This window comes from Bradyrhizobium sp. USDA 336, from assembly GCF_044908355.1.
GTDB classification, from domain to species: domain Bacteria; phylum Pseudomonadota; class Alphaproteobacteria; order Rhizobiales; family Xanthobacteraceae; genus Bradyrhizobium; species Bradyrhizobium yuanmingense.
Genome location: NZ_JBIYDC010000002.1, coordinates 2925392 through 2951743, shown reverse-complemented (window position 1 = coordinate 2951743; position 26352 = coordinate 2925392). Strand labels below are relative to the sequence as shown.

At 66.4% G+C, this 26352-nt stretch carries 26 protein-coding genes; 7 read left to right on the top strand and 19 right to left on the bottom strand.

The genetic code is table 11. The annotated features are described in order from the left end of the window. Position 1: 1 nt before the first annotated feature. The 5 genes from ABIA45_RS14785 to ABIA45_RS14765 form a co-directional block, all read right to left on the bottom strand. Complete coding sequence (locus ABIA45_RS14785; protein ID WP_404652566.1) at positions 2-964, bottom strand: amidohydrolase family protein; 963 nt, start codon at positions 962-964, stop codon at positions 2-4. A gap of 51 nt (positions 965-1015) precedes the next feature. Then, entirely contained in the window at positions 1016-1573 is a 558-nt protein-coding gene (locus ABIA45_RS14780; RefSeq protein WP_404652565.1) for a hypothetical protein, read from the bottom strand. Positions 1574-1598: 25 nt separating this feature from the next. Continuing rightward, complete coding sequence (locus ABIA45_RS14775; RefSeq protein ID WP_404652563.1) at positions 1599-3029, bottom strand: TolC family outer membrane protein; 1431 nt, start codon at positions 3027-3029, stop codon at positions 1599-1601. Between the two features lie 187 nt (positions 3030-3216). Continuing rightward, positions 3217-3996 (bottom strand): enoyl-CoA hydratase, encoded by a 780-nt coding sequence (locus ABIA45_RS14770; protein ID WP_036006037.1) that lies wholly within the window; start codon positions 3994-3996, stop codon positions 3217-3219. 107 nt (positions 3997-4103) lie between these two features. Then, positions 4104-4751, bottom strand: coding sequence for a hypothetical protein (locus ABIA45_RS14765; RefSeq protein ID WP_404652562.1), 648 nt, complete (start codon positions 4749-4751; stop codon positions 4104-4106). A gap of 291 nt (positions 4752-5042) precedes the next feature. Between ABIA45_RS14765 and ABIA45_RS14760 the strand changes: the two genes are divergently transcribed. Together ABIA45_RS14760 and ABIA45_RS14755 are read left to right on the top strand one after the other, a co-directional pair. Then, positions 5043-5588, top strand: a complete 546-nt coding sequence (locus tag ABIA45_RS14760; RefSeq protein WP_036042899.1) for a sigma-70 family RNA polymerase sigma factor — start codon at positions 5043-5045, stop codon at positions 5586-5588. A 2-nt stretch (positions 5589-5590) separates the two neighbouring features. After that, positions 5591-6229 carry an NrsF family protein gene (locus tag ABIA45_RS14755; RefSeq protein ID WP_157281427.1) on the top strand — a complete coding sequence of 213 codons (639 nt, stop codon included), beginning with the start codon at positions 5591-5593 and terminating at the stop codon, positions 6227-6229. Between the two features lie 108 nt (positions 6230-6337). On the opposite strand, the gene ABIA45_RS14750 is transcribed toward ABIA45_RS14755, so the two are convergent. After that, positions 6338-7441, bottom strand: coding sequence for a DUF2336 domain-containing protein (locus ABIA45_RS14750; protein WP_404652560.1), 1104 nt, complete (start codon positions 7439-7441; stop codon positions 6338-6340). A 63-nt stretch (positions 7442-7504) separates the two neighbouring features. After that, complete coding sequence (locus ABIA45_RS14745; protein WP_404652559.1) at positions 7505-8662, bottom strand: GGDEF domain-containing protein; 1158 nt, start codon at positions 8660-8662, stop codon at positions 7505-7507. 437 nt (positions 8663-9099) lie between these two features. Here ABIA45_RS14745 and ABIA45_RS14740 point away from each other — a divergent pair, with 437 nt between their 5' ends. The 4 genes from ABIA45_RS14740 (at position 9100) to ABIA45_RS14725 (ending at position 13395) form a co-directional block, all read left to right on the top strand. After that, a complete protein-coding gene (locus ABIA45_RS14740) occupies positions 9100-9669 on the top strand; it encodes a sigma-70 family RNA polymerase sigma factor (protein WP_036006024.1) in 570 nt (189 codons plus the stop codon). After that, positions 9666-10361 carry a hypothetical protein gene (locus tag ABIA45_RS14735; RefSeq protein ID WP_271545252.1) on the top strand — a complete coding sequence of 232 codons (696 nt, stop codon included), beginning with the start codon at positions 9666-9668 and terminating at the stop codon, positions 10359-10361. Before ABIA45_RS14740 ends, ABIA45_RS14735 begins: the two co-directional genes overlap by 4 nt. A 16-nt stretch (positions 10362-10377) precedes the next feature. Further along, complete coding sequence (locus tag ABIA45_RS14730; RefSeq protein ID WP_404652556.1) at positions 10378-12087, top strand: S8 family serine peptidase; 1710 nt, start codon at positions 10378-10380, stop codon at positions 12085-12087. A 576-nt stretch (positions 12088-12663) separates the two neighbouring features. Then, complete coding sequence (locus ABIA45_RS14725) at positions 12664-13395, top strand: TIGR03809 family protein (protein ID WP_404655678.1); 732 nt, start codon at positions 12664-12666, stop codon at positions 13393-13395. Here the strand turns inward: ABIA45_RS14725 and ABIA45_RS14720 are convergent. The 6 genes from ABIA45_RS14720 to ABIA45_RS14695 all read right to left on the bottom strand — a co-directional run bounded on the left by ABIA45_RS14720 (position 13392) and on the right by ABIA45_RS14695 (position 19831). Further along, complete coding sequence (locus tag ABIA45_RS14720; RefSeq protein WP_404652554.1) at positions 13392-14762, bottom strand: TIGR03808 family TAT-translocated repetitive protein; 1371 nt, start codon at positions 14760-14762, stop codon at positions 13392-13394. The genes ABIA45_RS14725 and ABIA45_RS14720 overlap by 4 nt on opposite strands. A 202-nt stretch (positions 14763-14964) precedes the next feature. Next, positions 14965-15621 (bottom strand): pyroglutamyl-peptidase I, encoded by a 657-nt coding sequence (locus tag ABIA45_RS14715; protein WP_404652553.1) that lies wholly within the window; start codon positions 15619-15621, stop codon positions 14965-14967. Further along, the gene (gene meaB, locus ABIA45_RS14710) at positions 15618-16607 is read right to left on the bottom strand and encodes a methylmalonyl Co-A mutase-associated GTPase MeaB (RefSeq protein ID WP_404652551.1); all 990 of its coding nucleotides are present in this window, start codon (positions 16605-16607) and stop codon (positions 15618-15620) included. Before meaB ends, ABIA45_RS14715 begins: the two co-directional genes overlap by 4 nt. Positions 16608-16659: 52 nt before the next feature. After that, a complete protein-coding gene (locus tag ABIA45_RS14705; RefSeq protein ID WP_404652549.1) occupies positions 16660-18171 on the bottom strand; it encodes a tripartite tricarboxylate transporter permease in 1512 nt (503 codons plus the stop codon). A 3-nt stretch (positions 18172-18174) separates the two neighbouring features. Then, a complete protein-coding gene (locus tag ABIA45_RS14700) occupies positions 18175-18666 on the bottom strand; it encodes a tripartite tricarboxylate transporter TctB family protein (protein WP_157281456.1) in 492 nt (163 codons plus the stop codon). 172 nt (positions 18667-18838) lie between these two features. Then, positions 18839-19831 carry a tripartite tricarboxylate transporter substrate binding protein gene (locus ABIA45_RS14695; RefSeq protein ID WP_404652547.1) on the bottom strand — a complete coding sequence of 331 codons (993 nt, stop codon included), beginning with the start codon at positions 19829-19831 and terminating at the stop codon, positions 18839-18841. A 216-nt stretch (positions 19832-20047) separates the two neighbouring features. On the opposite strand from ABIA45_RS14695, the gene ABIA45_RS14690 reads away from it, so the two are divergent. After that, complete coding sequence (locus ABIA45_RS14690) at positions 20048-20527, top strand: SRPBCC family protein (protein ID WP_404652546.1); 480 nt, start codon at positions 20048-20050, stop codon at positions 20525-20527. A gap of 7 nt (positions 20528-20534) precedes the next feature. Here ABIA45_RS14690 and ABIA45_RS14685 read toward each other — a convergent pair whose 3' ends face one another. The 6 genes from ABIA45_RS14685 to ABIA45_RS14660 are packed head-to-tail and all read right to left on the bottom strand — an operon-like array spanning position 20535 to position 26348. Further along, a complete protein-coding gene (locus ABIA45_RS14685) occupies positions 20535-21314 on the bottom strand; it encodes a DUF3298 domain-containing protein (RefSeq protein ID WP_404652545.1) in 780 nt (259 codons plus the stop codon). Between the two features lie 22 nt (positions 21315-21336). Further along, positions 21337-21633: a nucleotidyltransferase family protein gene (locus ABIA45_RS14680; RefSeq protein ID WP_109144401.1), complete on the bottom strand. Its 297-nt coding sequence runs from the start codon at positions 21631-21633 to the stop codon at positions 21337-21339. Positions 21634-21668: 35 nt separating this feature from the next. Beyond that, positions 21669-23825: a methylmalonyl-CoA mutase gene (gene scpA / locus ABIA45_RS14675; RefSeq protein ID WP_157281465.1), complete on the bottom strand. Its 2157-nt coding sequence runs from the start codon at positions 23823-23825 to the stop codon at positions 21669-21671. Continuing rightward, entirely contained in the window at positions 23822-24007 is a 186-nt protein-coding gene (locus ABIA45_RS14670) for a hypothetical protein (protein WP_157281468.1), read from the bottom strand. The genes scpA and ABIA45_RS14670 overlap by 4 nt, the downstream gene beginning before the upstream one ends. Before the next feature lie 8 nt (positions 24008-24015). After that, entirely contained in the window at positions 24016-24480 is a 465-nt protein-coding gene (locus tag ABIA45_RS14665) for a GFA family protein (protein WP_157281471.1), read from the bottom strand. Continuing rightward, the gene (locus tag ABIA45_RS14660; RefSeq protein WP_404652543.1) at positions 24477-26348 is read right to left on the bottom strand and encodes a methylmalonyl-CoA mutase family protein; all 1872 of its coding nucleotides are present in this window, start codon (positions 26346-26348) and stop codon (positions 24477-24479) included. Before ABIA45_RS14660 ends, ABIA45_RS14665 begins: the two co-directional genes overlap by 4 nt. Between the last annotated feature and the right edge of the window lie 4 nt (positions 26349-26352).

Sequence of the window (26352 nt, the reverse complement as noted above, 5' to 3'; positions counted from 1 at the left end):
GTCAGAACCCGTAGAGCCGCGCCGGATTGTCGACCAGGATCTTCTTGCGCACCTCGGCATCCGGCGCCCACACCGGAAGCTGGTTGAGCAGGCGGCCGTCGTCGATCTGATAGAGCGGCGCGATGTCGGTCGGCTTGCGGCCCTCGACGCGGCTCGAATCCGGATGCGGCCAGTCGGTGCCCCAGACGATGCGGTCAGCATTGGCCGCGATCAGCGCGCGGGCATAGGGCACCATGTCCTGATAGTCGGGCGCCAGCTTCGACGAGCGATAGGCGCCCGAGATCTTCACATAGGCCTTGCCGGACTTCACCAGCGCGACGAGGTCGGAGAAGCCCGGCTGCTCCAGGCCGAGCGAAGCGTGAAGGCCGCCGAAATGGTCGAACGCGACCGGCACCGGCGCCGTCTCGACGAGGTCCTTGATCGCTGAGATCATGGCCAGCGTGGTGTAGAGCTGCACGTGCCAGCCGCGCGCCTTCATGCGCTCGACGGCGGCGGTGAAGCGCGGCCGGCCGACATTGGGGTCGTTGACGCCGCCGGTCGCCAGATTGAGGCGGATGCCGCGGAAGCCGTCCTGGTGCATCGTATCGAGCGCGCTCTCCGGCGTCTTGTCGTCGATCACGGCAACGCCGCGCGCGGTCGCGCCGCGCGCCTTCATGCCGAACAGCGTGGAGGAATTGTCGGTGCCGTAGACGCTCGGCGTCACGATCACCACGCGCTCGATATGCAGCGCCTTGTGCAGCGCCGCCATTTCTTCCGGCGAAGCCGGCTCCGGCGTATAGACGCGCCCGGCGAAGAACGGAAACTTTTCGACATCGCCATGAATGTGGGTGTGGCAGTCGCAGGCATGCGCCGGCACGTCGAAACTGATCGGCGTCGAAGGCTGCGCCGCGCGGGCATGGGCTTTGCTGGTCATGGCTACTCCGGCCGCAAGGGAGGCAAGCAGGACGCTGCGTCGGCTGAGCACGGTTTCTCTCCCGGTTTGTTTTTTTATCGTGAGTGGGAGGAGAATATCACATCAGCCGGGTAACCGCTCCGCTTCGCTGCATAGCTGCTCGACAAGCTCCGCAAGCGGACGTGAGCCGTCCACGCGTACGACCGGGCAGGGCAGGCCGGCGAGCCAGGCTTCGTGCTTGGCGAGACTGCGGCCTTCGCGATCGCCGGCTTCGTAATGGGAAGCCCATTCGACGAAGTCTTCGGTTTCGCCATGGCGCCAGCCGCCCGGCGCGACGGCATCAGCGCCGAAATGGGCGGCCTCGCGGGCGCGCAATCGTTGCGTCCGGATCTCGCGCGGCGCGGTCACGAAGACGACCAGGTCGAAGTACGAAACGAGCTCTTCGCCCCAGCCGGTGACGGACCCGCTCAGCACCCAGTCGAGACGCGGCAAGAACATCTCGCGCATCAGGCGCAGGCGGTCGGCGGCCGGGCGGGTCGTCTGATAGGGCGGCACGGTGGGCAGCCAGAAATAGTCGTCGCTGTCGTGATGCGGCAGCGCAAGCTGCCCCGCGAGCGCGCGACCGATCGTGGTCACGCCGGAGCCCGAGGCTCCCGTCAGATGGATGCGGCGGCTTTTCATGTGCATCCACCAGAGAGATTTGAGGCTACTGCCCCGACGGCGTGCGCAGGCCGTGCCAGGCGTCGCGGACCTGGTGGTAGTGCACCTCGGGCAGATAATCCGGCGTGTTCAGGTTCAGCGTCTTGACGTCGAGATGGCCGATGGCGCTGAGCAGCGTGTAGGAGGCGATCACGCGATCGCGTTGCGCGCCGATCAGGCGGGCCTTGGCCTGGATCAGGTCGGCCTGCGAGTTCAAGACGTCCACCGTCGTGCGCTGGCCTCCGGCGGCCTCGCGCTGCACGCCCTGCAGCGCGACGGTGGCCGCCTTCACCTCGGATTCCGAGGCCGAGACCGTGATCTTGGCGCCTTCGTTGGCAACCCAGGCGCTGACCGCCGCCGTACGCGCTTGATTGCGCACCTGGTCGAGCACGAGGCGGCTCTGCGCCGTGATCTCCTTGGCCTGCCGGGTCTGCGCCGCGGCCTGGCCGCCGTCGTAGATCGGCGCGGTGACATTGGCGACGATCGAAGCCTGGTCCTCGGCGAGGGTGCTGAGCGCCGGGTCGTTGTTGCGGCTTTTGCTGGCGCTGCCCTGGATCGTCGCGCTCGGCAGCAGCGTGCCTTCGGCGATGCGGATGTTGGTGGAGGCGACATCGACGTCGAAGCTGGCGGCCATCACCGCCGGATGCTGGCGGATCGCCATCGTCATGGCTTCCTCGCGGCTCTTCGGCAGATAGCGGTCGACGGCCTCGGCAGGCCTGAGCTGCGAGGGCGCATTGCCGATCACCTGCGCATAGGTGGCCTGGCTGACCGCAAGCGCGACCTCGGCCGCGTTGAGATCGGCAAGGCCACGATTGAGGCGGGCCTCGGCCTGCGCGGTGTCGGTCGGCGTGACGTCGCCGGCATTGAGCCGGCGCTGGGTGACGGAGAGCGTCTCGCGCAGGAACGCGACGTTGGAGCGCTGCGCCTCGACCAGCGACTGGTTGGCGAGAACATTGGTGTAGGCGGTGACCGCATCGAGCAGCACGCCCTGGCCGACATTGCGGAGTGCTTCGCGGCCCGACTGCACCTGGAGCTCGGCGGCCCGCACGCCGTTGGCGGTGCGGAAGCCGTTGAACAGGCTCTGCGTCACGGTGACGCCGATGATCCAGGGCTTCAGATTGCCGGTCTGGATGGTGTTATCCGGCAACAGATTGCGCACCGATTGCAGGCCGGCGCTGAGGCTCGCCACGATCTGCGGCCGGTAGCCGGCCAGCGCCTGCGGCACGTTCTCGTCGGTGGCGCGCTGGCGCGCACGCTCGGCATTGAGCTGCGGATTGGTCTGATAGGCTTTTGCCAAGGCGTCCGGCAGGGCTTCGGCCGATGCCACGGAGGGAAGGGCGCAAGAGAGCGCCAGCGTGGTCCATGTCGCAAGCACATGACCCGCGCCCGATCGACGTCGCGTCACCCCGCGACCAGCTCTGGCGGTACGCCCAATCATGTAATCCCGCTTAACCCCGGCTGTCCGCCCCCGCCGACGATGGCCTCTTAACTGTTTAGCCAGCCGAGGTCCCGCAGGCAAACTGCCGCGGGCAAAACTCCCATGTATTCCGTGCTTGTTGCAGGCGCGTCACAGGCTGTGCGCGGGAAAGCGCCAGAGCCTTACACTGGCCTGACCGGCTCGTGCGCTACCGGTTCTTGTTCACAGGCTTGCGCTTCTCGATGAACGCCGCCATGCCCTCCGAACGGTCCTCGAGCGCGAAGGTCGAATGGAACAGGTTGCGTTCGACGCTCATGCCTTCGGAAAGCGTGGTCTCGAAGGCGCGGTTCACCGCTTCCTTGGCCATCGCGGCCGCAGGGCGCGACATCGCGGCGATCTTCTCGGCGGCCGCCATGACCTCGTCCATCAGCTTGTCGGCGGGTACGATACGGCTGACCAGGCCGGAGCGCTCGGCTTCGGCGGCGTCCATCATCCGGCCGGTGAGGCAGAGGTCCATGGCCTTGGACTTGCCGATCGCGCGCGTCAGCCGCTGGGTACCGCCGATGCCGGGAATGGTGCCGAGCGTGATCTCGGGCTGGCCGAACTTCGCGGTGTCGGCGGCAATGATGAAATCGCACATCATGGCAAGCTCGCAGCCGCCGCCGAGCGCGTAGCCGGCGACCGCGGCGATGGTCGGCTTGCGGCAGCGCGCGATGCGGTCGCCGCCGATCGCGGCGAAATCCTCGGAGAACATGTCGATGAAGCCCTTGGGCTGCATCTCCTTGATGTCGGCGCCGGCGGCAAAGGCCTTCTCGTTACCGGTCACGACGATGCAGCCGATGGCGTCATCGGCCTCGAGATCGTCGACCGCAGCTGCGATCTCGCGGAAGACGCCGAACGAGAGCGCGTTGAGCATCTTCGGCCGGTTCAGCTTGACGATGCCGACCGCGCCGACGCTCTCGACGATGATGTGTTCGAACGTGCTCATGCTCCACCCACGCTTTCGATTGAGCGGGCAATGTGCCCGCTGGCGCGGATGCCTTCAAGAGGCCGGACGCGGGACGCGCGCGGGTCGCGCCCCGGCGGAACCGGCCATCAGGCCATGAACATGCGCGCGGCGGAGGCCAGGGTCAGCAATGTGCCGACGCCGATGAAGATCTTGCCGATCAGGGAGCTCTGGTCCCAGGCCGAGCTCTGCTGGCTGCTGGCCATCACCGGCGCCGGCCGCGGCTGCGCCTCGGTTGCGGCGATCACCGTCTTCTGCGGCGGCGGGGTCTCCTGCACGGCGCGATCGATGTCGTTGAGCTGATCTGGCGCGACGACCTGGCTTTCGGGGTTCTCGGCGCTGGCATTAGCGGCGGCTGCCTGGACGTTGTCGTTGGCGCGGTTCGTCATCGCGGCCGCGGCGCTCGACGTATCGGCGAGCTGCGCATTGGCGTTGGCGATCTCCGGGGCCATCTGGCTCGAGGCCGGGACCTGACTGTCGGTCTTGTCGTTCTTGGCCTCGTCGGGCTTGGCCACTGTCTCCTTCTTGCCGGCCTTGTCCTCGGATTTCTGCACCGCCTTCTTGCTGTCGGTGCGGCGCGAGTCATGGCGCCGTTGCTTGTCCGTATCGGCCCCTTTGTCGGCACTCTCCGATTTGTTACCTGCAGCCGCGTTCGGCGCCGCCTGTGCGAGGCCCCCGGACAGCAAGACAAGCCCGGCCAAAACGATCAGGGCCGCGCGCGCGCTGGTTTTCATCATGTCGACGATCTCCCCAATTCCGCCCGTCCCGGCAGCAAACAGAGACCCCGGGGCGTGACGACAGCGGGGCAGAAAATGGGAATCTTCGGGCCACACCCGGCAAAAACGCGGCAGACGGCCTCCCCAAGCCGCCCGCCCGATGCAGGACGCACCGATCGGTGTTAAGAGCCGTCGCAGATGTTTGCGGCCGCATCGGTCGCGCGGCCCGGACCTTGATCACGAATTCGTGATAATTTTGGCGCCCGCGTAACAAATTGAAAGAGCGGCCGAATTGCATGGTGAGGGGCGCGCGTGCGCGGACGTGAGGACGAATGGACCGGCCTGATGCGGTCGGCCATGGCTGGCGATGATGCGGCGTATCATCGTCTGTTGAAGGCAGTCACGCCGGTGCTGCGGGCCGCCGCGAGGCGTGGCTTGGCGCGGGCGGGTCAGCCGCCCGACCAGGCCGAGGATATCGTGCAGGAGATTCTGTTGGCGGTACATCTGAAGCGGCATACCTGGGACAGCGAAGCCCCCTTCGCGCCCTGGCTGTTTGCGATCGGCCGCAACAAGCTGATCGATGCGCTCCGGCGGCGCGGCAGGCGCGTGTTCGTCAACATCGACGATTTCGCCGAGACGCTGCCGGGCGAGGCGCCGCAGGACACCGCTTCGGCCGGCGAGGTCGCCGCCCAGCTCGGAACCCTGCCGCAGCGTCAGCGCGACGTGCTGCAATCGATCGCGGTCGAGGCTGCCTCGATCAAGGATACGGCGGCAAGGTTGTCGATGAGTGAGGGTGCGGTCCGGGTCGCGCTGCATCGCGGACTTGCGGCGCTGACCGCCAAATTGCGGGACCATTGATCATGGACACCGATCAACTCATTCGCTCGCTCGCCGCCGACAATCCGCATCGCGCGCCCCGCGTCGGCGCGGTGCTGAGCATGGCGCTGCTGGTCGCTGCGCCGCTGTCGATCCTGATCTTTGTGACGTTCTTCGGCGTGCGCGCCGACGTCATGAGCGCCATGCGCAACCCGTTCTTCGACATGAAGTTCGCGGTGACGTTGTCGCTCGCAATCCCCGCCATCATCGTCAGCCTTCATTTGTCGCGTCCCGAAGCCCTGCTGCGCGGCTGGGGCTGGCTGCTGCTGCTTCCCGTCGGGTTGCTCGCCGTGGCGATTGGCAGCGAGGCGATGATGGCGCCGGCGATGCCGATGACGATGCGCCTGGTGGGTAAGAACTCCAGGGTCTGCATGGTCGCGATCCCCGCAATGGCGCTGCCGCTGCTTGCGGGGGCGCTGTTCGGCCTGCGCCACGGCGCGCCGTCTCGTCCCGCGCTCGCCGGAGCGCTCGCAGGGCTGGTGTCGGCCGGATTTGCGGCGACCCTCTATGCCTCGCACTGCACCGACGATTCCCCGCTGTTCGTCGCGACCTGGTACACGCTCGCGACCGCGCTGGTGACGGCGATCGGCGCGGCGGTCGGATCGAGGGTGTTGCGGTATTAGAGCATGATCAGGAAAAGTGTGTAGCGGTTTTCCGAAAAGATCATGCTCAAGCAACAACCTGAAGCGCGATGACGATTCATTCTAATCGCATCGCGCTTTAGGCCGGCTTCACGCCGCCGGCGTCGCGTGCAACTGCATGCGGTGGAAGCGCAGCACCTGTAGCGCGGTCGATGAGCGCAGCGCCTCATAGGTGTCGCGCAGCTTCAGCATGTCGGTCTGCGACCCGCCGGAGAGCTTCTCGCGCAAGGCGATGATGGCGCGCACGCTCGACCATTGCATGCCCGCGGCCTTGGCGAGGATCATCACGCCTTCGGTGCGGCTCTCGATCATCATGGTCTCGGCGGTCTCGACCGCGATCCCCGCGAGTGCGGCCAGCGCCGCGTTGGTCTCGTCGAACTTGCCCTGCTCGGCGAAGGTGGCGACCTGGAGCTCGTTGAGGCGGCCGTCCTCGTGCAGCGACTTCACCAGCGCGCGAGCCATCTCCGTCTGTTTCGTCCTGGCGACGGCGCGAACCCGTTGGGCCGCTTCCTCGACGGCCCTCGACACCTCGTCCGCGAGCTCGGGATGCGCAGCCGCGAGCTTCCTGCGCACGCTCGAGGATGCCTTGGCGACCAGCCTCAGATAGTGATGCCGCGGCAGGTCGGGTCGCAGGCCGATGCAGCCGGCGAGGTCGTCGTCGCGCTCGGCGCGGACGACGAGGTCGGCGAGACTCTCCTCCGAGAACCGCGCGCCCGGATTGCCGACCGTCGATTGCACCACGTCCTCATTGCCCCGCGCCACCAGCACGTCGGTCAGCGCTTCCGACAGCGTCCGCCGCAGCGAGATCGCCTTGAGATGCGCCTGGCCCCTGGTGCGCGCAATCTCGACCAATGTTGCCTCATCCAGCCGCTCCGACTTCGACAGCACGGGGCCGGAGACTTCGATCACCTCGTCGAGCGCGAGCGTGCGGATGATCTGCGGCGGCGCAGCCGCGATCGGCGCGAGCCGCTCGGCGAGCAGCGCCTTGGCCGACGTCTCGATCTGCTCGATCAGGCACTGGAACACGTCGTCGAATACGCGGATATGGTCGTCGGAATAGTCGACCGCGTTGCCCACGAAGAGATCGGTGACGCGGCGGAGCGTCTCCACCCGGCGCGCGACGGTGCCGTGCGAGAGGGCAGCCTGCAATTCCTCGAGCAGGCTTTCGGATAGTCTTGCGGAATTGGATCTCATTGCTCTGTCCTGGAGCGGTCGGTCCGGCAGCGGCTTCTGTCGCGCCGGAGCAAAAAGGATCGGTCAGCTCGCTGCAATGCAGTTGCGCCCTTGCGCCTTGGCGGAATAGAGCGCGCTGTCGGCGCGCGCGAGAAACGTGTCGGCAGTATCGACGTCGCGCAGCGTCGCGACGCCCGCGGAAATGGTCACCCGCATGCTGGGGGAGAACGCGCCCCAGTCGAGATCGGCGACGATGCCGCGCAGGCGCTCGAGCGTGCGGAGCGCGACTTCGCCCGACGTATCCGGCAGCAGCAGCAGGAATTCCTCGCCGCCATAGCGGCCGAAACTGTCGGCCGGGCGGATGTTGGCGAAAATGGTGATCGCGAAGGTGCGCAGCACCTCGTCGCCAATGGGATGGCCGTAAGCGTCGTTGATGCGCTTGAACCAGTCGAGATCGATCAGCGCGATCGCGAAGGGCGTGGATGCCCGCCGCGACTTTTCGATCTCGGTGTCGAGAAGCCGCATGATGCAGCGGCGGTTGTAGGAGCCGGTGAGCTCGTCGAGCTCGGCCAGTTCCTCGATGCGTCGATAGGCGGCCTTCAATTCGATGCTGCGCTTGTACAGGATCTTGCGTAACGTGGCGCCGAACAGGCCGAGGAAGGCGCACTGCCCGATCACCAGCACGAAGCAGAGCATCGAGGCGGTCCGCTGCAGCCGGGTCGCGACCGGCAGTCCGATCGGCAGGTCCGATCCCAGGAAAACCACGGTGAGCCCGCAGGTGGCGAGGCCCCAGGTGAGCATGGCCTGGCTCGACGTCATCCGCAGCGTGCCGAACGCGAAGATCAGAAACAACACGGCAAGGAACGCGACCCCGATGGTCGGCACCGCGAGCAGGAACACCAATTGCAGCGCCATATGCGCCGAGATCTGATAGACGGTGAGGTAGTGATCGTCGAAACGGTCGCCGAAACCGGCCTCCGACAGCACCGTGAAAGTCCCGATGATCAGAAGGCCGCCGAGCCAGAACAGCGTCGGTACGGCCATGGAGACCGCGCCGTCATAGGCGTAGAGCAGCAGGACCGCGCCGCCCAGCGAGTAGCTCGCGACCTGGCCGATATACATCTGGCGGCGCTGCCAGACGCGGCGCGCCCTGACCTCGGGAGCCGTCGTCTCGGGCGCGAGGACGAGATCCGCGACCTCTGCGGCATTCCTCTCCGGAAAGGACGTCGCGGCCGTACCCATGGTCCCGCCAATGGTGGATGTCAGCGTAAAAACCTACGTGGCAAGCCTTTAGGTTTGGTATCCTTTGAAATCGAATCCGAACCCTGCAGCAGGGAACAAGGCGATCATCTAGCGTGAGAATTTTACCGATGATCACGCATCGTGTGCGCTGCGGTCGAGCCGAAGCAAGGCTTGGCGCGACAAAGGTGGTACGGGGCTGCTATGGAACCGGATGAGGCCGGGCTGCCTATGTCCGGGCAGGCATTCCGCAGGGAATATCGCAGTATTATGGTACCGATTCGGATTAGCGACGCTGACCATCACGGGTGGGACAAGAAAAATGCCCGTATGTGGGGTAGCTCACACAAGCCCCCGTATGACTGCGGTAGGTTGAACAATTTTGCCCCCCACATCGAACCGTCCACCGCATCGACCCGACCAACCTTGCGAGACGGCCATTGAGCGCGACACAGGCGGCTTCAGACGAGATCCTGATCGCCAGGATCGCTCAAGGTGACCGGCTCGCCATGCAGGTGCTGTACGGGCGGCACCATGTCAGGGTTTACAGGTTCGGGCTGAGGCTCGTGCGGGACGAGCAGGCGGCGGAAGACCTCATCAGCGAGGTGTTTCTCGACGTCTGGCGTCAAGCCGGCAAATTCGAGGGCCGATCTGCCGTTTCCACCTGGCTGCTGGCAATCACCCGATTCAAGGCCCTGTCTGCGCTCCGGCGCAGGAAGGATTTCGAGCTGGACGAAGACGCCGCCAACGCGATCGAGGATACGTCCGACGATCCGGAAACGGTGGTGCAGAAGAAGGATACCAGTGAGGCGTTGCGGGAGTGTCTGACGGGCCTCTCGCCGGATCATCGGGAAATCGTCGATCTCGTCTACTACCACGAGAAGTCCGTGGAAGAGGTGGCCGAAATCGTCGGGATACCGGAGAACACTGTGAAGACGCGCTTGTTCTATGCGCGCAAGAAACTGGCCGAACTGCTGAAGGCAGCCGGCGTCGAGCGAGGCTGGCCATGATGGCTTTGAGCAAGAAGATGCTGGAGCAAGAGCCCAGTGAAATTGAACTGCTGCTGCCCTGGCACGCTGCCGGCACGCTGAACGCGCGCGATGCGCGCCGTGTCGAGGAAGCGCTGGCGCGCGATCCGGACCTGGCGAAGCAATATGCGGCGATCCGGGGCGAGTACGAAGAGACCATTCATCTGAACGAGAGCCTTGGCGCTCCGTCGGCGCGCGCGATGCAGAAGCTGTTCGCCGCGATCGATGCCGAGCCGGCGAGGGCCAGCGGCTCGCTGCCGCTGTCGGCGCGTATCTCGACCTTCTTCGCGAGCTTGTCGCCGCGCACGCTGGCGTGGTCGGCGAGCCTCGGTGCCGTCGCGCTCGTGCTGCAGGCCGGCATCATCGGCGCCGTGCTGATGAAGAACCAGCCGGCGACCTTCCAGACCGCTTCGCTCTCGACCAGCGCACCGATCACGCGCGAGCTTGGTAGCGCCGCCGCGCCGGCGCGCGCGCTGGTGCGCTTCACCCCTGAGGCGCGCGTCGCCGACATCACCGCGCTGCTCGACAGCTACCAGGCTTCGATCATCGGCGATGCCAAGGGCGGCATGTTCCGCCTCCAGTTCGACAAGGCGATGAACCAGGACGAGCTCGCTTCGCTGCTCGGCAGGATGCAGCGCGAGAAGTTCGTCAACCTCGCCGTCGCGGCGCCCTAGGCGCGCCGCCGAGCCGATGACGGGCAAATCCGAGAGCAGGGTGCGCACTGGGGCCCGCGCTTCATCCGTCGGCGTTGCGCTTCTGGTCGCCTTCTGTTTTGGCGTGGAAGTTGCGCAGGCGCAGGCGATCATGCGCACGCCGACGATCAGCGTTCCCTCGCGCACGCCGACCGTCTCTCCAAACATCACCCCGCGGGTCAGCCCGAACATCGCTGCGCGCGCGGTGAGCGTTGGCCGCGGCCCGCGGACGATGGCGACTATTCCCACGACGTCGCGCATCCGGCCGACGACGCCGGTGCTGCCCTATGCACGTTACTCGCCGAACCTCTATCCGGCCTGCACCGCGCCCTATCGCAGCGGCGACGGCGAATGTCTGGCGCAGCCGAACGCGGGCGGCGAGGGCACTGGAAAATTCGGCAAGAAGAGCGCCGGCAAAGGGCGCGGGAACAACACGCCGGTGGCGCTGATCGCGCGCAGCTTCGCAGGCGAATTCGTCGCCGAGATCGACGGCGCGCTGTCGACGGCCGAGGCCGACGAGCTGGCGCGTCGCCACGGCCTGACCCGCCTCGCTTCCGAGAATTTCCCGCTGATCGGAGCCACGTTCGGCCTGTTCCGCATCGCCGACGGCCGGCCTTATGAGACCGTGCGGCGCGAATTCGCGGCCGACGGCAGCGTGCGCTCGCTGCAGCCGAACTTCCGCTACGTGCTCCAGGACCAGAAATCGTCGGCCGCCACCGAGGGCGATCCTGCGCAATACGCGCTGGCAAAGCTGCGCCTGCCGCAGGCGCATACGTTGGCGCACGGGGCCAACGTCACGATCGCCGTGATCGATTCCGGCATCGACGCCCGGCATCCCGAGCTCGCCAATTCCGTCGCCGACAATTTCGACGCGCTCGGCAGTGCCGAAGGGCCGCACGTCCATGGCACCGGCATCGCCGGGGCGATCGCGGCCCATGCCCGTCTGATGGGCAGCGCGCCCGAGGCCCGCATCATCGCCATCCGCGCCTTCGGCGGTGCCAATGGCGGTGCGGAGAGCTCGTCCTATATCATCCTGCGTTCCCTGAATTACGCCGCCGAGCACGGCGCGCAGATCGTCAACATGAGCTTTGCCGGTCCGAAGGACGCGGTGATCGAGCGCGCGATCGCGGCGACGGCCGCGCGTGGTCTCATCCTGATCGCCGCCGCCGGCAATGCCGGGGCGAAATCGCCGCCGCTCTATCCGGCGGCCAACCCCAACGTGATTGCGGTCAGCGCGACGGATCGGCAGGACAGGCTGTTCTCCGCCTCCAACCGCGGCAACTACATCGCCGTCGCGGCCCCCGGCGTCGACATCTTCCTGCCGGCACCGGACGGCAAATACCAGGTGACGTCGGGAACCTCGTTCTCGGCCGCCTATGTCTCAGGCGTCGCGGCGCTGCTGCTCGAGCGCAACCACGCACTCAAGCCGGAAGCGCTGCGCCTGACGCTGGCGAAGACCGCACGCGACCTCGGCTCGCCCGGGCGTGACGACCTCTTCGGCGACGGCCAGGCCGACGCGTTTGCCGCCGTCATGGCTGTTCCCGCCGATAGCACGACGCCGGTCGCTGCTGCCCCCGGTACAACAAAACGTGAAGATGCTCCGAAGCGTCGCGAGGAGCCCGGCGCACGCGCGATCGAGCAAACCTCGCTGTCGAGCGCGGAGGATAAACCCGCGGTTTCTCAGGCAGATAGGCCGCCGGCGCGATAGTCGCTGCGACAACTTTACGCTCACGCCAAAGGTTAAAAAATCAAACCGCGCATTTGAACGTTCAGTCCGCTGCCACGACCAACTGATGTGGGAGCGGTCATCCCTCCCCATCAGTCATATCAGGCGCGAGCGCCCATCCACCCCAAGCGCCCATATGGCTCGACCCGTCCGGTTGTCCCCCCGGACGGGTCTCTTCTTTTCAGAGCGTTTTCGAGCGAAGTGGGTGCCGGTTCGCGTGAAGAAAACGCGTCAAGACAAGAATCTGGCGTCCGATTTTTCGAAGCTTCACATCCGTTCATCTTGCAGTTGAAGATCGCCGTGGCTTCGGTCGCCGCCACGAGGGCGTCCCGCCGCAACTCCGTCATGCTTGTGCGAAGCTTGACTCGAAAACACGGAAAATCACCGCACGACTACGGTATTTGACGACGAGCGTTGCGTCGTTGCTGGACAAGTCAAAACTTTTCCACAAAATATTCTTGTCGCGTCTAAATTGATTCGTGTGCGTTGCGTCCCCCGCGTCCGTGTTTTCTCCTGACGGGCTGGTTCATGACACATCGCCAAGAGTCAATTCATGCCGTGGCCGTCGGCCGCGACATCGCAGCGCGCTGGTGCGCTCTCGCCGAGCAGCGCCTGCAACATCTCTCCGAGATGTTCGAGACCGGCCGCTGGCGCCGGTATCATTCCGAGATCGCCTTCCTTGAAAACATCCAGGAAGCCAAGCGCGCCGTCCAGACCTGGCGCGCGCTTGCGACGGGCGGCGATGTCGCCGAGGCGGCTGCGAGCGTGACGCCGGCATTCGGTTGGTCGCCGGCGACGATGCCTCGCATGGCGCCGCGCGAGCAGCAGGCGCAAACGATGCAGCCCAAGACCTTGCAGCCAAAGGCCGTTCACATCGCCCCCGAGACCACCACGCCGGTCAGGCTCGATCCGAAGCCCGACGTGCTCGCGGAGATCACCGATGCCCCGATCGCGCCGCTTGCTATGCCCGTAGCTTGGCCGTCGTTCACCGCGCCTGCCGAGATGCCGCCGCTCAGGGCACCCGCTGCGAAGGCACCGTTCACTGCGCCTGCCGTGAGATCGCCGCTCGCGGAGCCGGCCGCAACACGGCCATTCGCCGCGCCGGAAGTGAGGCCGCCCGTGCCCGCCGCGAAGCCGCCGAAGACCGCGCCCGCAGCGATGGCGGCGCTCCTGCCGCAGTTCGCCCCGCCCGCCGAGGAAATCGTCGCCGCCCCCGAGCGCGTCGTCGAATTCACTTTCAGCCTCGACGGCCTGGAAGCGAAGTACCCGCTGCTGCGGAACGCGTTCTAGCGCCGCACCGCATTGCCGCCGACCACCAGCTGCGCGAAGCGTTGCGCGCCGTCGGCCGACAGATCCGACGTCACCGCGCGGGCGTGATCGAGGCCGACCACGGCGCCGCGCGGCGTCTCGGAGATCATGTTGTTGTTGACCAGCGCGGTGCCGGCGCCCGGCACGACGGAGACGCCGACGCCGGCCAGCGCCTTGCGGATCACGTTGCCCGTGATCGCGACGTCGCGCAGATATCTGCCCCAGCCGGCGACGATGCCGTAGGACGGCGCGTTCTCGATCACGTTGCCGGTCACCGAAGAATCCGCCTCGATGTAGATGCCGACGCCGGCATCGTCGTCGGGCGCGGTCCCGATCGGCCGCTTCGGGATTAGGTTGCGGATGATGTTGCCCTGGACCACTGCGATGCGGCCGCCCTCGTTGAAATTGCAGACCGAGACGCCGACAGCCGCGCCGTCCACGATGTTGTTGGCGATCACCGCGGCCTCGAACGCGAACTCGGAATAGAGCGCGACCTCGCGCACGTCGCTGACGCTGTTGCCACTGATGTGGATGTTCGAGGCCGAGTTGCCGCGCACTGCCGAATAGTCGCAATTCCTGATGCGGTTGCCGCGCACGATCACGTTGCCGGCGCGAAAGGCGTTGATGGCATTGCCGAACTGGCCCGAGCCGCCGGGGCCGGCCTTGATGTTCTCGATGCGGTTGTCGGCGACCAGCGTGCCGTCATCCCCGATCGCGGTGCGCAGGATCTCGATCCCGTTGTCGTTGGTGCCGAGAATCGTGTTGCGGCAGACGCTGAGGCCCCTGGCGTCGAACGACACGACCGCCGTCACCGCGATGTCGTTGAAGATGTTTCCGGAGATGTCGCCCGCGACCTGCTCGAGCCAGATGCCGCTGCCGCCCGAGCTCGCGATAGCGCATTCGCTGATGCGCACGTCGCGCCCCCCGAGGACGTGGATCAGGCCGCGCCGTGGCGGCAGCGGGATGCCGCCGCCCTCGAAGGTGATGCCGGCGAGGCCGATCGCATCGGAGCCGTCGCTCTGGATCGCCGAGGCGCCGCCGGTGAAGACGAGCTTGGTCGCGCCGCGCACGCCGATCAGCTGCGCGCCGTTCGGCAGCCGCAACAGACCGGTCCGGTACACGCCGGGTGGCAAGGCGAGCGGCAATTGCGCCCGCGCGGCCTCGTCGATGGCACGCTGCAGCGCGCGGGTCTGGTCCTCGCTGCTGCCGGGCCGGACACCATATTGCGTGGCATCGCGGCCGAGCAGCGACGTCAGCGGCGCGGCGCGTGCGGCATCGGCCGGCTTGGCCAGCGCACCGGCAATGCCTGCGGTCGAAGCCCCGATGAGATGACGGCGATTGAGGTTCATGACGCGTCCTCCGGCGGACGCGGGAGGTGTCCGCAGCGGTTTCGTAGCGCAGCAGGGCGAGGACCGTGAGGATTGTTCGCGGTAGGGTTAAATGTTTACGCAAAAGACGGTGCCGTAGGGTGGGCAAAGGCGCGCTTGCGCCGTGCCCACGACCTGTCCGAGGCAGTAACAGAAGACGTGGGCACGCTTCGCTTTGCCCACCCTACGAGGCCGGCGTGTTCCGCGCCTTGCGCGCCAACTGCACCATCTCCATCAGCATCGCTTCGCCCGCATCCACCAGCTGCTCCAGCGTGATGCGGGCTGCGCCCTTCCGGCGCGCACCGCCGCTGCGCGCGAGCAGGGGAATGTGGATGAACGCAGCAAGCCTGGGTCCGCCCGCCTTCACGCGCTCGATCGCGCGCCAGCTCAAGTAGTTGCAGAGATAGGCGCCGGCGTCGCGCGAGGGACGCGCGTCGATGCCGGTGAGGCGCGCGGCGCGCAGCAGCCTTGCGGTGTGCGGGCCGAACATCATCGCGTCGGCATGGCCGGCGATGCCGCGCTTGGTCGAGCGGGTGTTGGCGGCGTCGGGCCAGAGCATGGTGACGGCGTTGCGCGCCCGCGTCTCGATACGCAGGTAAGGCGTGCGTGCGGCGAGGCCGAACATCAGCAGCGCGTCGGGCTTTTGCGCAGCGAGCACGTCGGGTAATTGCCGGTCGACCGCGGCATAGGTGACCGGAAAAATGTGGCTCGAGAGCGCGACATCGTCGAGCGCGGGCCGGCGCAATTGCGCCAGCCGCGCCACCAGCGGCTGGGTCGGATTGTAGGGCGCGCCGGGAAACGGACCGAAGCCGGTGAGAAGAATGCGGAGCTTGTCGCTCATTGCAGCAACTCCAGCATCTGCTCGGCGGCGAGCGCCGGCGTGAGGTGGCCATCGGCGACCTCGGCCTCGATCTTGCGAACCTTGGTCCGCACCGAGGCCTCGCTGCGCAGCCGTGCCAGCATGCGCTGCTCCAGCATCGACCACATCCACTTCACCTGCTGCTCGCGCCGCCGCGCGGCGAAATCGCCGGACGCGTTCATCGCCTTGCGGTGATCCAGAACCTTCTGCCAGATCTTTGCGATGCCGTCGCCGGTCAGCGCCGAATAGGTCTCGACCGGCGGATGCCAATGCTCGGACCGTGGCGCCAAGATATGCAGCGCGCCGCGATAATCGGCCGCGGTGATCTTGGCGCGCTTCAAATTGTCGCCATCGGCCTTGTTGATCGCGATCATGTCGGCGAGCTCGACCAGGCCCTTCTTGATGCCCTGCAGCTCGTCGCCGCCGCCCGGCAGCATGAGGGCGAGGAAGAAGTCGGTCATGTCGCAGACGGCGGTCTCCGACTGGCCGATGCCGACGGTTTCCACCAGCACGACGCCGAAGCCGGCGGCCTCGCATAGCAACATCGCTTCGCGCGTCTTCGCCGCGACGCCGCCGAGCGTGCCCGAGGAGGGCGAGGGGCGGATGAAGGCGTCTCCAGACGCCGACAGCCGCGCCATCCGGGTCTTGTCGCCGAGAACCGAGCCGCCGCTGCGCGCCGAGGACGGATCGACCGCGAGCACCGCGACCTTGTGGCCCTGCTCGATCAGATGTGTACCCAGCGCATCGATCGTGGTGGATTTGCCGACGCCCGGCGATCCCGTGATGCCGACGCGATATGCCTTGCCGGTGTCCGGCAGCAGCATCTGCACCAGCTCCCGGGCCAGTGCCTGATGGTCGCTGCGCCGGCTCTCCACCAGCGTGATGGCCCGGGCGAGGGCCGCACGACTGCCGGCGCGTACGTCGCGGGCGAGGGTCTTGATGTCGAGCGAGGCCTTCTTCTCAGTCATGCCTCTGCTTTACAACGGCAAGGCGGGGCAGGCGAGGCCCGCCCGCCCGATATCACCGGGTCGTTGCCGCGGCGGTCTGCGGCTGTTTCACCTTGCGCCAGATCCACACCATGACCGGCCAGAGCAGCGCGCCGATCGCCATCGCGGCGAGGATGGCCGCGACCGGACGCTCGAAGAACGGCAAGATGCTGCCGTCGGACTTGATCAGCGAGGTGACGAAAGCCTGCTCCACCATGGTGCCCATGACGATGCCGAGCACCATGGCGGCGACGGGATAGCCGTTGGCCTCCATGACATAGCCGATCACGCCGAACGCGGCGACGGTGACGACGCCGAACATGTTGTTGCCGATCGCGAACGAGCCGACCGCGCAGCACAGCATGATGATCGGCATGATGGCCGAGCGCGGTGCCAGCAGGATGTAGGTGGCGACGCGGATCATGGCGATGCCGAGCGGGATCATCATGATGTTCGCGATGATGAACATCAGATAGATCGCGTACATGCTCGACGCCTTCTCGGTGAACAGCGTCGGGCCGGGATTGAGCCCCTTCATGTAGAGCACGCCGATCGCAATCGCGGCGATGGTATCGCCGGGGATGCCGAACAACAGCGAAGGCACCCAGCCCGAGGCGATGCTGGCATTGTTGCTGGCGCCGGCCTCGACCAGGCCCTCGACATGGCCGGTGCCGAACTTTTCCGGCTCCTTGGAGAAGCGCTTCGACATCGCATAGGAGACCCAGGCGGCCATGTCGGCGCCGGCGCCGGGCAGCACGCCTATGATGATGCCGACGATGTTCCCGCGCGTCATCTGCCAGCGATAGAGCTTGGTCAGCTTCCACTGGCCGGCCATGATGCTTCCGAATTTGCGCCGCGGCAGCGGCGGCGGCTCGGGCGTCAGCATCGCGCGCATCACCTGCGCCACCGCGAACACGCCGACGAGGGCCGGGATCGGCTCGATGCCGCCGAACAGGTCCGTAAGCCCAAAGGTGAAGCGCGGGACGCCGCCGGGATTCTCGATGCCGATGCAGGCGACGAGCAGGCCGATGAACATGCCGGCGATCGCCTTGACGGGCGAGGAACGCGCCACCAAGGTGGCGCACATCAGGCCGAGCAGCGCCAACCAGAAATATTCGAAGGTCGAGAACGACAACGCGATCTCGGCCAGCGGCGGCGCCAGGATCATCAGCGACAGCACGCCGGCGATGCCGCCGACCGCGGAGAACCAGACGCCGGCCCCTAGCGCGAGCTCGGCCTGGCCCTTGCGCGTCATGGCGTAGGCTTCATCCGCGTAAGCCGCGGAGGCGGGCGTGCCCGGGATGCGCAGCAGCGCGCCGGGAATGTCGCCGGAGAAGATCGCCATCGAGGACGCCGCGACGATGGTCGCGATGGCCGCTATCGGTGACAGATAGAAGGTGACCGGGACGAGCAGGGCGGTCGCCATCGTCGCCGACAGGCCCGGCAGCGAGCCGATCACCAGCCCATACACGGAGGCTGCGAACATGGAGATGATGACCTCCCAGGTGGAGATCAGCGCGAACGCATCAATCAGGGTCTTCAACATCGATCACCAGGGCGTCGGCAGCAGGCCAACCGGCAGCGGCACGCGGAGCAGCTTGCCGAAGATGAGATGAATGGCGAACGGCGAGAGCATCGCGAGCGGCAGCGCCAGCTTCAACTTCGCCCCGAGCGCGGTCGAGGTCACGTAGACCATGATCGCCGCGGTGATGATGAATCCGAGCCGGTCGGCGGCAAGAACGTAGAACAGCAGCAGCGCCGGCGGCAGCAGCGCGCGCAGGCCGTAGAGCTTGCCCTGCGGTGGCGGGGCAGCCGCCTGGCCGTCCTCGAACGGGACCAGCTCTTCCTCCTCCTCGAAGGAACGGCCGATCCCGAACACGATCGCGAGTCCGCACAGTGCAAGGCCGCAGCCGATCACCAGCGGAAATACATTGGGGCCGACCGGCTGCCCCGGCACCGGCGGCAGAATGTAGCCGCCATAGGCGGCAGCCGCGCCGAGCGCGACGAGAAACGATCCCGTGACGGAGTCGGGAAGACGCATAGGGGTCCTGTATGCTTTCTTCTCCCTCTCCCCGTTCTTACGGGGAGAGGGTTGGGGTGAGGGGACTTTCCGCGCGAACGGTGAGAGCTGGACTCGCGGAGACTCCCCCTCACCCGAATTCGAGCAAAGCTCGAATTCGACCTCTCCCCGCAGTCGGGGAGAGGTGAAAACATCACGCCTTGCTCAGGCCCGCGGCCTTCATCGCCTCGCCCATCTGGGCGTCGCCCTTGTCCATGAAGCCCGCGAAATGGGCCGCATCGCCCCACACGGTGCCGAAGCCGCGATTGCTCATGAAGTCCTTGAACTCGGCGGAGTCGTAGACCTTCTTCAGCGCGGCGGTGAGCTTGGTTGCGATCTCCGGCGGCAGATTTTTCGGCCCCGCAATGCCGCGCCAGGCGCCGGTTGCGTAGTCGATGCCCATGGCCTCCTTCAGCGTCGGCACGTCCTTGAACACCGGATTGCGCGCGGGCGCCATGATGGCAAGGCTCCTGGCCTTGCCGGCCTCGATGATGGCGCGCGCTTCCGGCACCGAGCAGGTGGTGAGATCGACACCGCCGGCCGCGAGATCCTGCATTGCGGGTGCTGCGCCGTTCGACGGCACCCAGGCGACCTGGTTGGCGGGCAGGCCCATCGCCTGCATCCAGCCGACGAGCGCGAGATGCCAGATGCCGCCCTGGCCGGTGCCGGAGGCCTTGAACTTCCCCGGAGGCGCCGCCTTGATCGCGTCGGCGAGCTCCTTGACCGTCTTGTAGGGCGAGGAGGAGGAGACCTGGATGCCGGGCGGATCCTCGTTCATCAGCGCCAGCGGCGTGTAGCTCTTCGGCGTCAGGTCGGTGAGGCCCTGCCAGTGCATCATCGAGATTTCGACGGTCAGCATGCCGATGGTGTAGCCGTCGGGCTGCGCGGTCGCGATCGCGGTATGGCCGACCACGCCGGAGCCGCCGGTGCGGTTGACCACGTTGAAGGGCTGGCCGAGGTCTTTCTCCAGCAGCGCTGCGACGATGCGCGCGGTGGCATCGGTGCCGCCGCCGGCGCCCCAGGGCACGATCACGGTGACGGGCCGCGCCGGATAGGCTTGTCCGAACGCGGGCTTGAAGCCGAAAGCGGCGGAGGCCGCGATAGCGGCGGTGGAAGCCGCAAAGGTGCGGCGTGAAATCTTGGACATTGAATCCCTCCCAGCGGCGCCCGTGATGCCGGGCGCTCTTGTCAACTCGGGCATTCTAGTCGGCTTTGCGTCGCCGCCGCAAGGTAGCGCTACCAACCGGAAGGCCATGTTGTGTGAAAGCAGACGCCTCCTCGAACGGGCGGTCGGAAATCGGGTGGGTTTTGTCCGCGCGCCTGGCCAACCTCTGCGCGCAACGAAACCAAAGGCAAGCCACCGATGACCCAAGCCTATTACAGCGCCGTGCTGGACCACCCGCTCGACGACGTCTGGTCCCTGATCCGCGATTTCAACAACTACCCCGCTTATATCGACGGCGTGAGCGAGAGCGAGATCGAAGACAACAGGCGCGGCGATGAAGTCGGCGCCGTCAAGCGCTTCTGCTATCTCGGAAACTGGATCCGCCAGCGCCTGGTCGATCACTCGGACGACCAGCACAGCCTGACCTATGCCGGTCTCGAAGCGATACCCTATCCGCAAGACGACGGCGGCCCGAGTCCGGCGCCGACGCGCTACCAAGGCACCATGCATCTGCGTCCGATCATCGAGGGCAACCGAACCTTCATCGAATGGTCGGTTGCGCTCGAAACTGAACCTGCGGACGCCGAGCGCTGGAAAGCGTTGTTTGCCTCCTGGATTCCCGATTGGACGGATTCCCTCGCGCGGACGCTGGCCCGAACCCGTCCGCGATCCCGTTAGCCTGAGCTCACGGCTCGTCCGCGTCGCCCTTGGGCCGCGCGCCGCCGAAGATGCGGGCGCCCTCGGCCGTGAGGTAAGGCCTCAGCGTCTCCCACGGCACGAAGGCGACATACTCGCCCTCGGCGTAGGGACCGACGGCATAGGGCGGATAGTGGAAAGTGAGGCCGGAGCTCTTGCCGGCCGCGGTGGAGGGCGCGAGCGTCACCGCGCCGATCTTGAGGAGGCGCGGCTCCACGGACTTGAACCACTCGTCGGTCGCGGTCTCTCCGGCGCCGCGCTTCTTCTTCTCGTCCTTCAGCGCGGCGATGATGGCCTTCACCATCGCCTTCATAGTGGGGCCGCCATCGGCGGTCTCGGTGAAGAACGGACGGATCGAGATGCGCTTGTTCGCGGCCTTGTCCCACAGGATCGTGTTCACGTCCGAGTTGGGATGCGCGCCGCCTGTGTTCATGTAGTCGTTGCGCAGGACGCTGACATACCGGTCGGCAACCACGGAGCGGATTTCATATTTGCGCTCGAACTCCCAGCCGCCCTCCTTGAAGAACTGCGGGTCCGCTTTGTGCGCGGCAGCGGCTTCCGCGCCATTCTTGTCGAGCCACTTCTTGCCCTCCGCGAGGCAGTCCGCCGCCAGCGCCGCATCCGCCTTGATCCTGTCGCCGAGGAAGACGCGCGCTTCGATGCTCTTGGTCTTGACGATCGCATCGGGTTTGGGATCGGCGGCGTGGGCGGAAAACGCACATGTTGCGCTCAGCGCCAGGGCGACGCTCAAACCGGCGATGAACTTCAAGGTTAGTGCTCCTGCGTGAGCGTCAGAATATTTCGACAATATCGTCCGCGATCCGCTCCGCAAAGCGGGGAGAGATGGAGCGGCGAACAGTTGCCTGTGCTTGCAAGCCAGTCGCATCCTCGATGATGTGCTCGACATCGATCAAGTTGAGCAGGGAAAACGAGGTGTCCGGCTCGATCTCGACGAGCACGTCGATATCGCTATCAGGCCGATAATCGTTGCCGGCTCGCGAGCCGAAGATGGCAAGCTTTGCTACGCCCTTGCCTCTGATGGCATCCGCGTTCTTGCGTATCGCAGCGACGATTTCGTCACGCGTCATGGACACACCTGGCCGTCACACGGCCAGTCTACCATCTACTCCGCCGCCTCGCTATGCCCCAGCCGGGCGTTCAGCTTGCGGATCAGCTCCTCGGCGGCGTCCGCGATCACCGTGCCGGGCGGGAAGATCGCCTCGGCGCCGGCGGCATAGAGCGCATCGTAATCCTGCGGCGGCACCACGCCGCCGACGATGATCATGATGTCGTCGCGGCCCTGCTTCTTCAGTGCGGCTTTCAGCTCCGGCACAGCGGTCAGATGGGCGGCGGCCAGCGAGGAGACGCCGAGAATGTGCACGTCATTCTCGACCGCCTGCCGCGCGGCTTCGTCGGCGGTGGCAAACAGCGGCCCGATGTCGACGTCGAAGCCGATATCGGCGAACGCCGAGGCGATCACCTTCTGGCCGCGGTCATGGCCGTCCTGGCCGATCTTGGCGACCAGGATGCGCGGGCGGCGGCCCTCGGCCTCCTCGAAGGCGTCGATCAGCGCCTGAACCTTCTCGACCTGGGTGCCCATGCTGGACGCCTCCCGCTTGTAGACGCCGGTGATGGATTTGATCTCGGCGCGGTGCCGGCCGAACACCTTCTCCATCGCGTCCGAGATTTCGCCGACGGTCGCCTTGGCGCGTGCCGCATCGATCGCGAGCGCCAGCAGATTGCCGTTGCCTTCGCCGGCCGAGCGCGTCAGCGCGGCGAGGGCGGCATCGACCTCCTGCTGGTTGCGCTCGGCCTTCAGCCGCTTGAGCTTGTCGATCTGAAGCCGGCGCACATTGGTGTTGTCGACCTTCAGGATCTCGATTTTGTCCTCGTCGGTCGGCTTGTACTTATTGACGCCGATCACCGCCTGCTTGCCGGCGTCGATCCGCGCTTGCGTCTTGGCCGAGGCCTCCTCGATGCGCAGCTTCGGCACGCCGGCTTCGATCGCCTTCGCCATGCCGCCGAGCTCCTCGACCTCCTGGATGTGGCCCCAGGCCTTGGCGGCGAGGTCGCGCGTGAGCCGCTCGACATAATACGAGCCGCCCCAGGGATCGATGATGCGGGTGGTGCCGCTCTCCTGCTGCAGGAACAGCTGGGTGTTGCGGGCGATGCGGGCCGAGAAATCGGTCGGCAACGCCAAGGCCTCGTCGAGCGCGTTGGTGTGCAGCGATTGGGTGTGGCCTTGCGTGGCCGCCATCGCTTCCACCGTAGTACGCATCACGTTGTTGAAGACGTCCTGCGCGGTCAGCGACCAGCCCGAGGTCTGGCTGTGCGTGCGCAGCGACAGCGAGCGCGGGTCTTTCGGATTGAACGGCTTGAGCAGCTTCGCCCAAAGCAGGCGCGCCGCGCGCAGCTTGGCAACCTCCATGAAGAAGTTCATGCCGATCGCCCAGAAGAACGACAGGCGCGGCGCGAAGCGGTCGACGTCGAGGCCTGCGGCAAGGCCGGCGCGCAAATATTCCACGCCGTCGGCCAGCGTATAGGCGAGCTCGAGATCCTGCGTCGCGCCGGCCTCCTGCATGTGATAGCCGGAGATCGAGATCGAATTGTATTTCGGCATCCTCGTGGAGGTATAGGCGAAGATATCAGAGATGATCCGCATCGAGGGCGCGGGTGGATAGATGTAGGTGTTGCGCACCATGAACTCTTTTAGAATGTCATTCTGAATGGTGCCCGACAGCTTCTCCGGCGGCACGCCCTGTTCCTCGGCAGCGGCGACATAGAGCGCGAGGATCGGCAGCACCGCGCCGTTCATGGTCATGGACACGCTCATCTGGTCGAGCGGAATCCCTGCAAACAGCGTGCGCATGTCGTAGATGGAATCGATGGCAACGCCGGCCATGCCGACATCGCCGCCGACGCGCGGATGATCCGAGTCATAGCCGCGGTGAGTGGCAAGGTCGAAGGCGACAGAGAGGCCCTTTTGCCCCGCCGCGAGATTGCGGCGATAGAACGCGTTGGAATCCTCCGCCGTGGAGAAGCCGGCATATTGCCTGACCGTCCAGGGCTGGTTGACGTACATGGTCGGGTAGGGGCCGCGCAGGTACGGCGCGATGCCCGGATAGGTCTCGAGAAAATCGAGCCCGGCCAGATCAGCCTCGCCATAAGCGGGCTTCACCAGAATGCCCTCCGGCGTCAGCCACGGTTCGGCGCTGCCGGCAGGGGTGGCAGTTGCAGCTCGCTCGAAAGCGACCTCGGCGAAATTGGGAATGCGGGTCATTCCTTGGAATCCTCAAACCTGCGATTGCGCTCGATCAGCTTTTGCACATTCTTCTTGTAAACGGGATCGTCCAGGCGGCTCTGAGTCACTCGGCCGGTCCCGTCCCAGAGCAGCCATGCGAGCAGCTTTTCAGTCTTCCATTCTGCCAGACCGAGCAACGCTTGTCCGAGCAGTTGAAACATGGACCGCCTCAATCATGATCCGGATGCTGATGGCTGACGATGGTCGCCATCTTCTCCGGTCCGTAATTCTGCTGCGTGGTCTGGCTCGGTAGATTGGCGATGCCGACCACCCAGCCGAGGCGGGATTCGATGCCGAACTGCCGCGTCGGCACCACCCGGTCAGGGCGATCGAAGGTGCCGGTCATGATCTCGATCCGGTCGCCGTCGATGCGGCCGAAGCTCAGCGGCGTGCCGCAGGCCGCGCAATAGCCGCGATCGGCGATGGAGGAGGAGCGGAAGAACGACGGCGTGCCCTTGGTCCAGGCGAAATCGGTCTTGTTGATGTCGGCCAAAGAGGCGAACGGCGCGCCGCTCGCCTTCTGGCACATCCGGCAGTGGCAGATCGAAATCCTGGTCGGCGCCGTCATGACCGCAAATCGCACGGCGCCGCATTGGCAGCCGCCGGTGAGAACGGGTTTGCTGGTGTCGGTCATCGCTGTTCCATCCGTCGGTAGGCGTCCTGCAGTGCCGCAAGCGCATCGCCTCCGGCGAAGACAAAGCCCGTGACGCCGGCTGCTCGCAGCGCCGCCTCGGCCTCGGCCGGCCGGCCCGCCAGGTAGATATGTCGCCCGCCGGCCAATTGCAGGGCCTTTGCCGCGGCTTCGGCGTGTTCCGCATAGACCCTGTCGCTGGAACACAGACAGGCCAGCTCGGCGCCGGAGGCCTTGAAGGCCGCGGCCAGCTTGGCCGGATCGGCAAAGCCCTCGCTGCCTGTGGCCTCAATGCCGCCCGCCTCGAAGAAGCTCTTCGCGAACGTCGCGCGCGCGGTGAAATCGGCGGGCGTGCCGAGATTGGCCAGGAACACCTTTGGCCGTGCGCCCCGCGCCTTCAAACTCGCGTCGGATTTGTCGCGCAGCGCCTCGAACGGTTCCGCGAGACGGATCGGAGGCAGCGCCTCGAACTTGTAGGTCTGTTCGCCGTAGGGCGGAAGCGCGATCGGCGCTGCCTTCAGGACAGTGGCTTCGCTCTCGTGCAGGTTCGGAAACTCGCTGGCGCCGGTCAGTATGTCCCTGCGCTTCGCGATATTGGCCTCGCGCGCCTTGCGCGTGGCCGCGACCTTGCTTTGGAACACACCCTGCTGAAGCGCCGCGAACGCGCCACCGGCGCTCTCGCTCTCCTGGAACAGTGCCCACGCGGCATCGCACAGCTGCGCCGTCAGCGTCTCGATGCCGCCAGCCCCCGCCGCGGGATCGCTGACCTTGGCGAGGTTGCATTCTTCCAGCAGCAGAAGCTGCGTGTTACGCGCCACGCGCCGCGCGAACGGATCGGGCAGGCCGAGCGCCAGCGTATGCGGCAGCACGGTGATGGCATTGGCACCGGCCAGTCCCGCGGCGAACGCCGCCATGGTCGCGCGCAGCATGTTCACGTAGGGATCGCGTTGCGTCAGCATGCGCCAGGCGGTATCGGCCGCGATGAACAGCGGTTTCGGCGCCAGCCCGCAAGCGGTCTCGATGCGCGCCCATAGCAGCCGCACGGCGCGGAACTTGGCCATGGTCAGGAATTGGTCGGCATCGGCGGCGAGCCGCGCATAGACCATGTCCTGCGCGGCTTCCAGCGGAATGCCCGCGCCTTCGATCGCGCGCAGGTAAGCGAGGCCGCAGGCGAGCACGAATGCGAGCTCCTGCACCTCCGAGCCGCCGGCATCATGGATCACGCGGCCGTCGGCGGAGGCGAACGGCCCCTTGAAGCCGAGCCCGGCGAGGCCCTTGATGGCGCCCGTAATCGCAGGGGCAACTTCGTCCCAGGTATAGGGGCTGTGGCCCCACACCGCGCCCGCCGCGAGCGGGTCGAGCCCGAAGCGGATGTTGCAGGCGCCGGGATCGAGGCCGTTGCTCTTCACATATTCCGCGACATGGATCGCGGCCATCCGCGATTGCGGTCCCATCTCGAGCTCGATGCCGATGCCGGCGTCGAGGTGAATGTCTTTCAGGATCTTTGCCACCGCCTCGGCCGACGGTTCCAGGCCGAACCCGCGCGCGCCATTGGCGCCGGCAAACACCAGCGCAAGCCCGCTCGCACCGTTCTCCAGATCCTGCAGCGCCTGCGCGTTCGCGAGCGCCGCATCGGGATGGTCGATCCGCTGCACGATCTGCCACGGCGCAGCCGGCGGTCGGCCCATCACCGGCACAACGCCCTTCGCGCGCGGATAGAGCGGCTCGATCTTGATGCCGTCATAGGTCTTGCCGACCAGCTTCTCGAACGGCGCGCCCTTCAGCACGCCGTCGACCAGCTTGCGCCAGTCCTCAGGCGTGGCCTTGGGAAAATCCGCCGCCAGCGGCAGGTCGTCAGTCACGGAGGTCATGCGG

Excerpts from the sequence above, each read along its gene's own strand:
- ABIA45_RS14780 (WP_404652565.1), bottom strand. The coding sequence starts at position 1,573 with ATGAAAAGCCGCCGCATCCATCTGACGGGAGCCTCGGGCTCCGGCGTG.
- ABIA45_RS14775 (WP_404652563.1), bottom strand. The coding sequence starts at position 3,029 with ATGATTGGGCGTACCGCCAGAGCTGGTCGCGGGGTGACGCGACGTCGA.
- ABIA45_RS14770 (WP_036006037.1), bottom strand. The coding sequence starts at position 3,996 with ATGAGCACGTTCGAACACATCATCGTCGAGAGCGTCGGCGCGGTCGGC.
- ABIA45_RS14765 (WP_404652562.1), bottom strand. The coding sequence starts at position 4,751 with ATGATGAAAACCAGCGCGCGCGCGGCCCTGATCGTTTTGGCCGGGCTT.
- ABIA45_RS14755 (WP_157281427.1), top strand. The coding sequence starts at position 5,591 with ATGGACACCGATCAACTCATTCGCTCGCTCGCCGCCGACAATCCGCAT.
- ABIA45_RS14750 (WP_404652560.1), bottom strand. The coding sequence starts at position 7,441 with ATGAGATCCAATTCCGCAAGACTATCCGAAAGCCTGCTCGAGGAATTG.
- ABIA45_RS14745 (WP_404652559.1), bottom strand. The coding sequence starts at position 8,662 with ATGGGTACGGCCGCGACGTCCTTTCCGGAGAGGAATGCCGCAGAGGTC.
- ABIA45_RS14735 (WP_271545252.1), top strand. The coding sequence starts at position 9,666 with ATGATGGCTTTGAGCAAGAAGATGCTGGAGCAAGAGCCCAGTGAAATT.
- ABIA45_RS14730 (WP_404652556.1), top strand. The coding sequence starts at position 10,378 with ATGACGGGCAAATCCGAGAGCAGGGTGCGCACTGGGGCCCGCGCTTCA.
- ABIA45_RS14720 (WP_404652554.1), bottom strand. The coding sequence starts at position 14,762 with ATGAACCTCAATCGCCGTCATCTCATCGGGGCTTCGACCGCAGGCATT.
- ABIA45_RS14715 (WP_404652553.1), bottom strand. The coding sequence starts at position 15,621 with ATGAGCGACAAGCTCCGCATTCTTCTCACCGGCTTCGGTCCGTTTCCC.
- meaB (WP_404652551.1), bottom strand. The coding sequence starts at position 16,607 with ATGACTGAGAAGAAGGCCTCGCTCGACATCAAGACCCTCGCCCGCGAC.
- ABIA45_RS14705 (WP_404652549.1), bottom strand. The coding sequence starts at position 18,171 with ATGTTGAAGACCCTGATTGATGCGTTCGCGCTGATCTCCACCTGGGAG.
- ABIA45_RS14700 (WP_157281456.1), bottom strand. The coding sequence starts at position 18,666 with ATGCGTCTTCCCGACTCCGTCACGGGATCGTTTCTCGTCGCGCTCGGC.
- ABIA45_RS14695 (WP_404652547.1), bottom strand. The coding sequence starts at position 19,831 with ATGTCCAAGATTTCACGCCGCACCTTTGCGGCTTCCACCGCCGCTATC.
- ABIA45_RS14690 (WP_404652546.1), top strand. The coding sequence starts at position 20,048 with ATGACCCAAGCCTATTACAGCGCCGTGCTGGACCACCCGCTCGACGAC.
- ABIA45_RS14680 (WP_109144401.1), bottom strand. The coding sequence starts at position 21,633 with ATGACGCGTGACGAAATCGTCGCTGCGATACGCAAGAACGCGGATGCC.
- scpA (WP_157281465.1), bottom strand. The coding sequence starts at position 23,825 with ATGACCCGCATTCCCAATTTCGCCGAGGTCGCTTTCGAGCGAGCTGCA.
- ABIA45_RS14670 (WP_157281468.1), bottom strand. The coding sequence starts at position 24,007 with ATGTTTCAACTGCTCGGACAAGCGTTGCTCGGTCTGGCAGAATGGAAG.
- ABIA45_RS14665 (WP_157281471.1), bottom strand. The coding sequence starts at position 24,480 with ATGACCGACACCAGCAAACCCGTTCTCACCGGCGGCTGCCAATGCGGC.
- ABIA45_RS14660 (WP_404652543.1), bottom strand. The coding sequence starts at position 26,348 with ATGACCTCCGTGACTGACGACCTGCCGCTGGCGGCGGATTTTCCCAAG.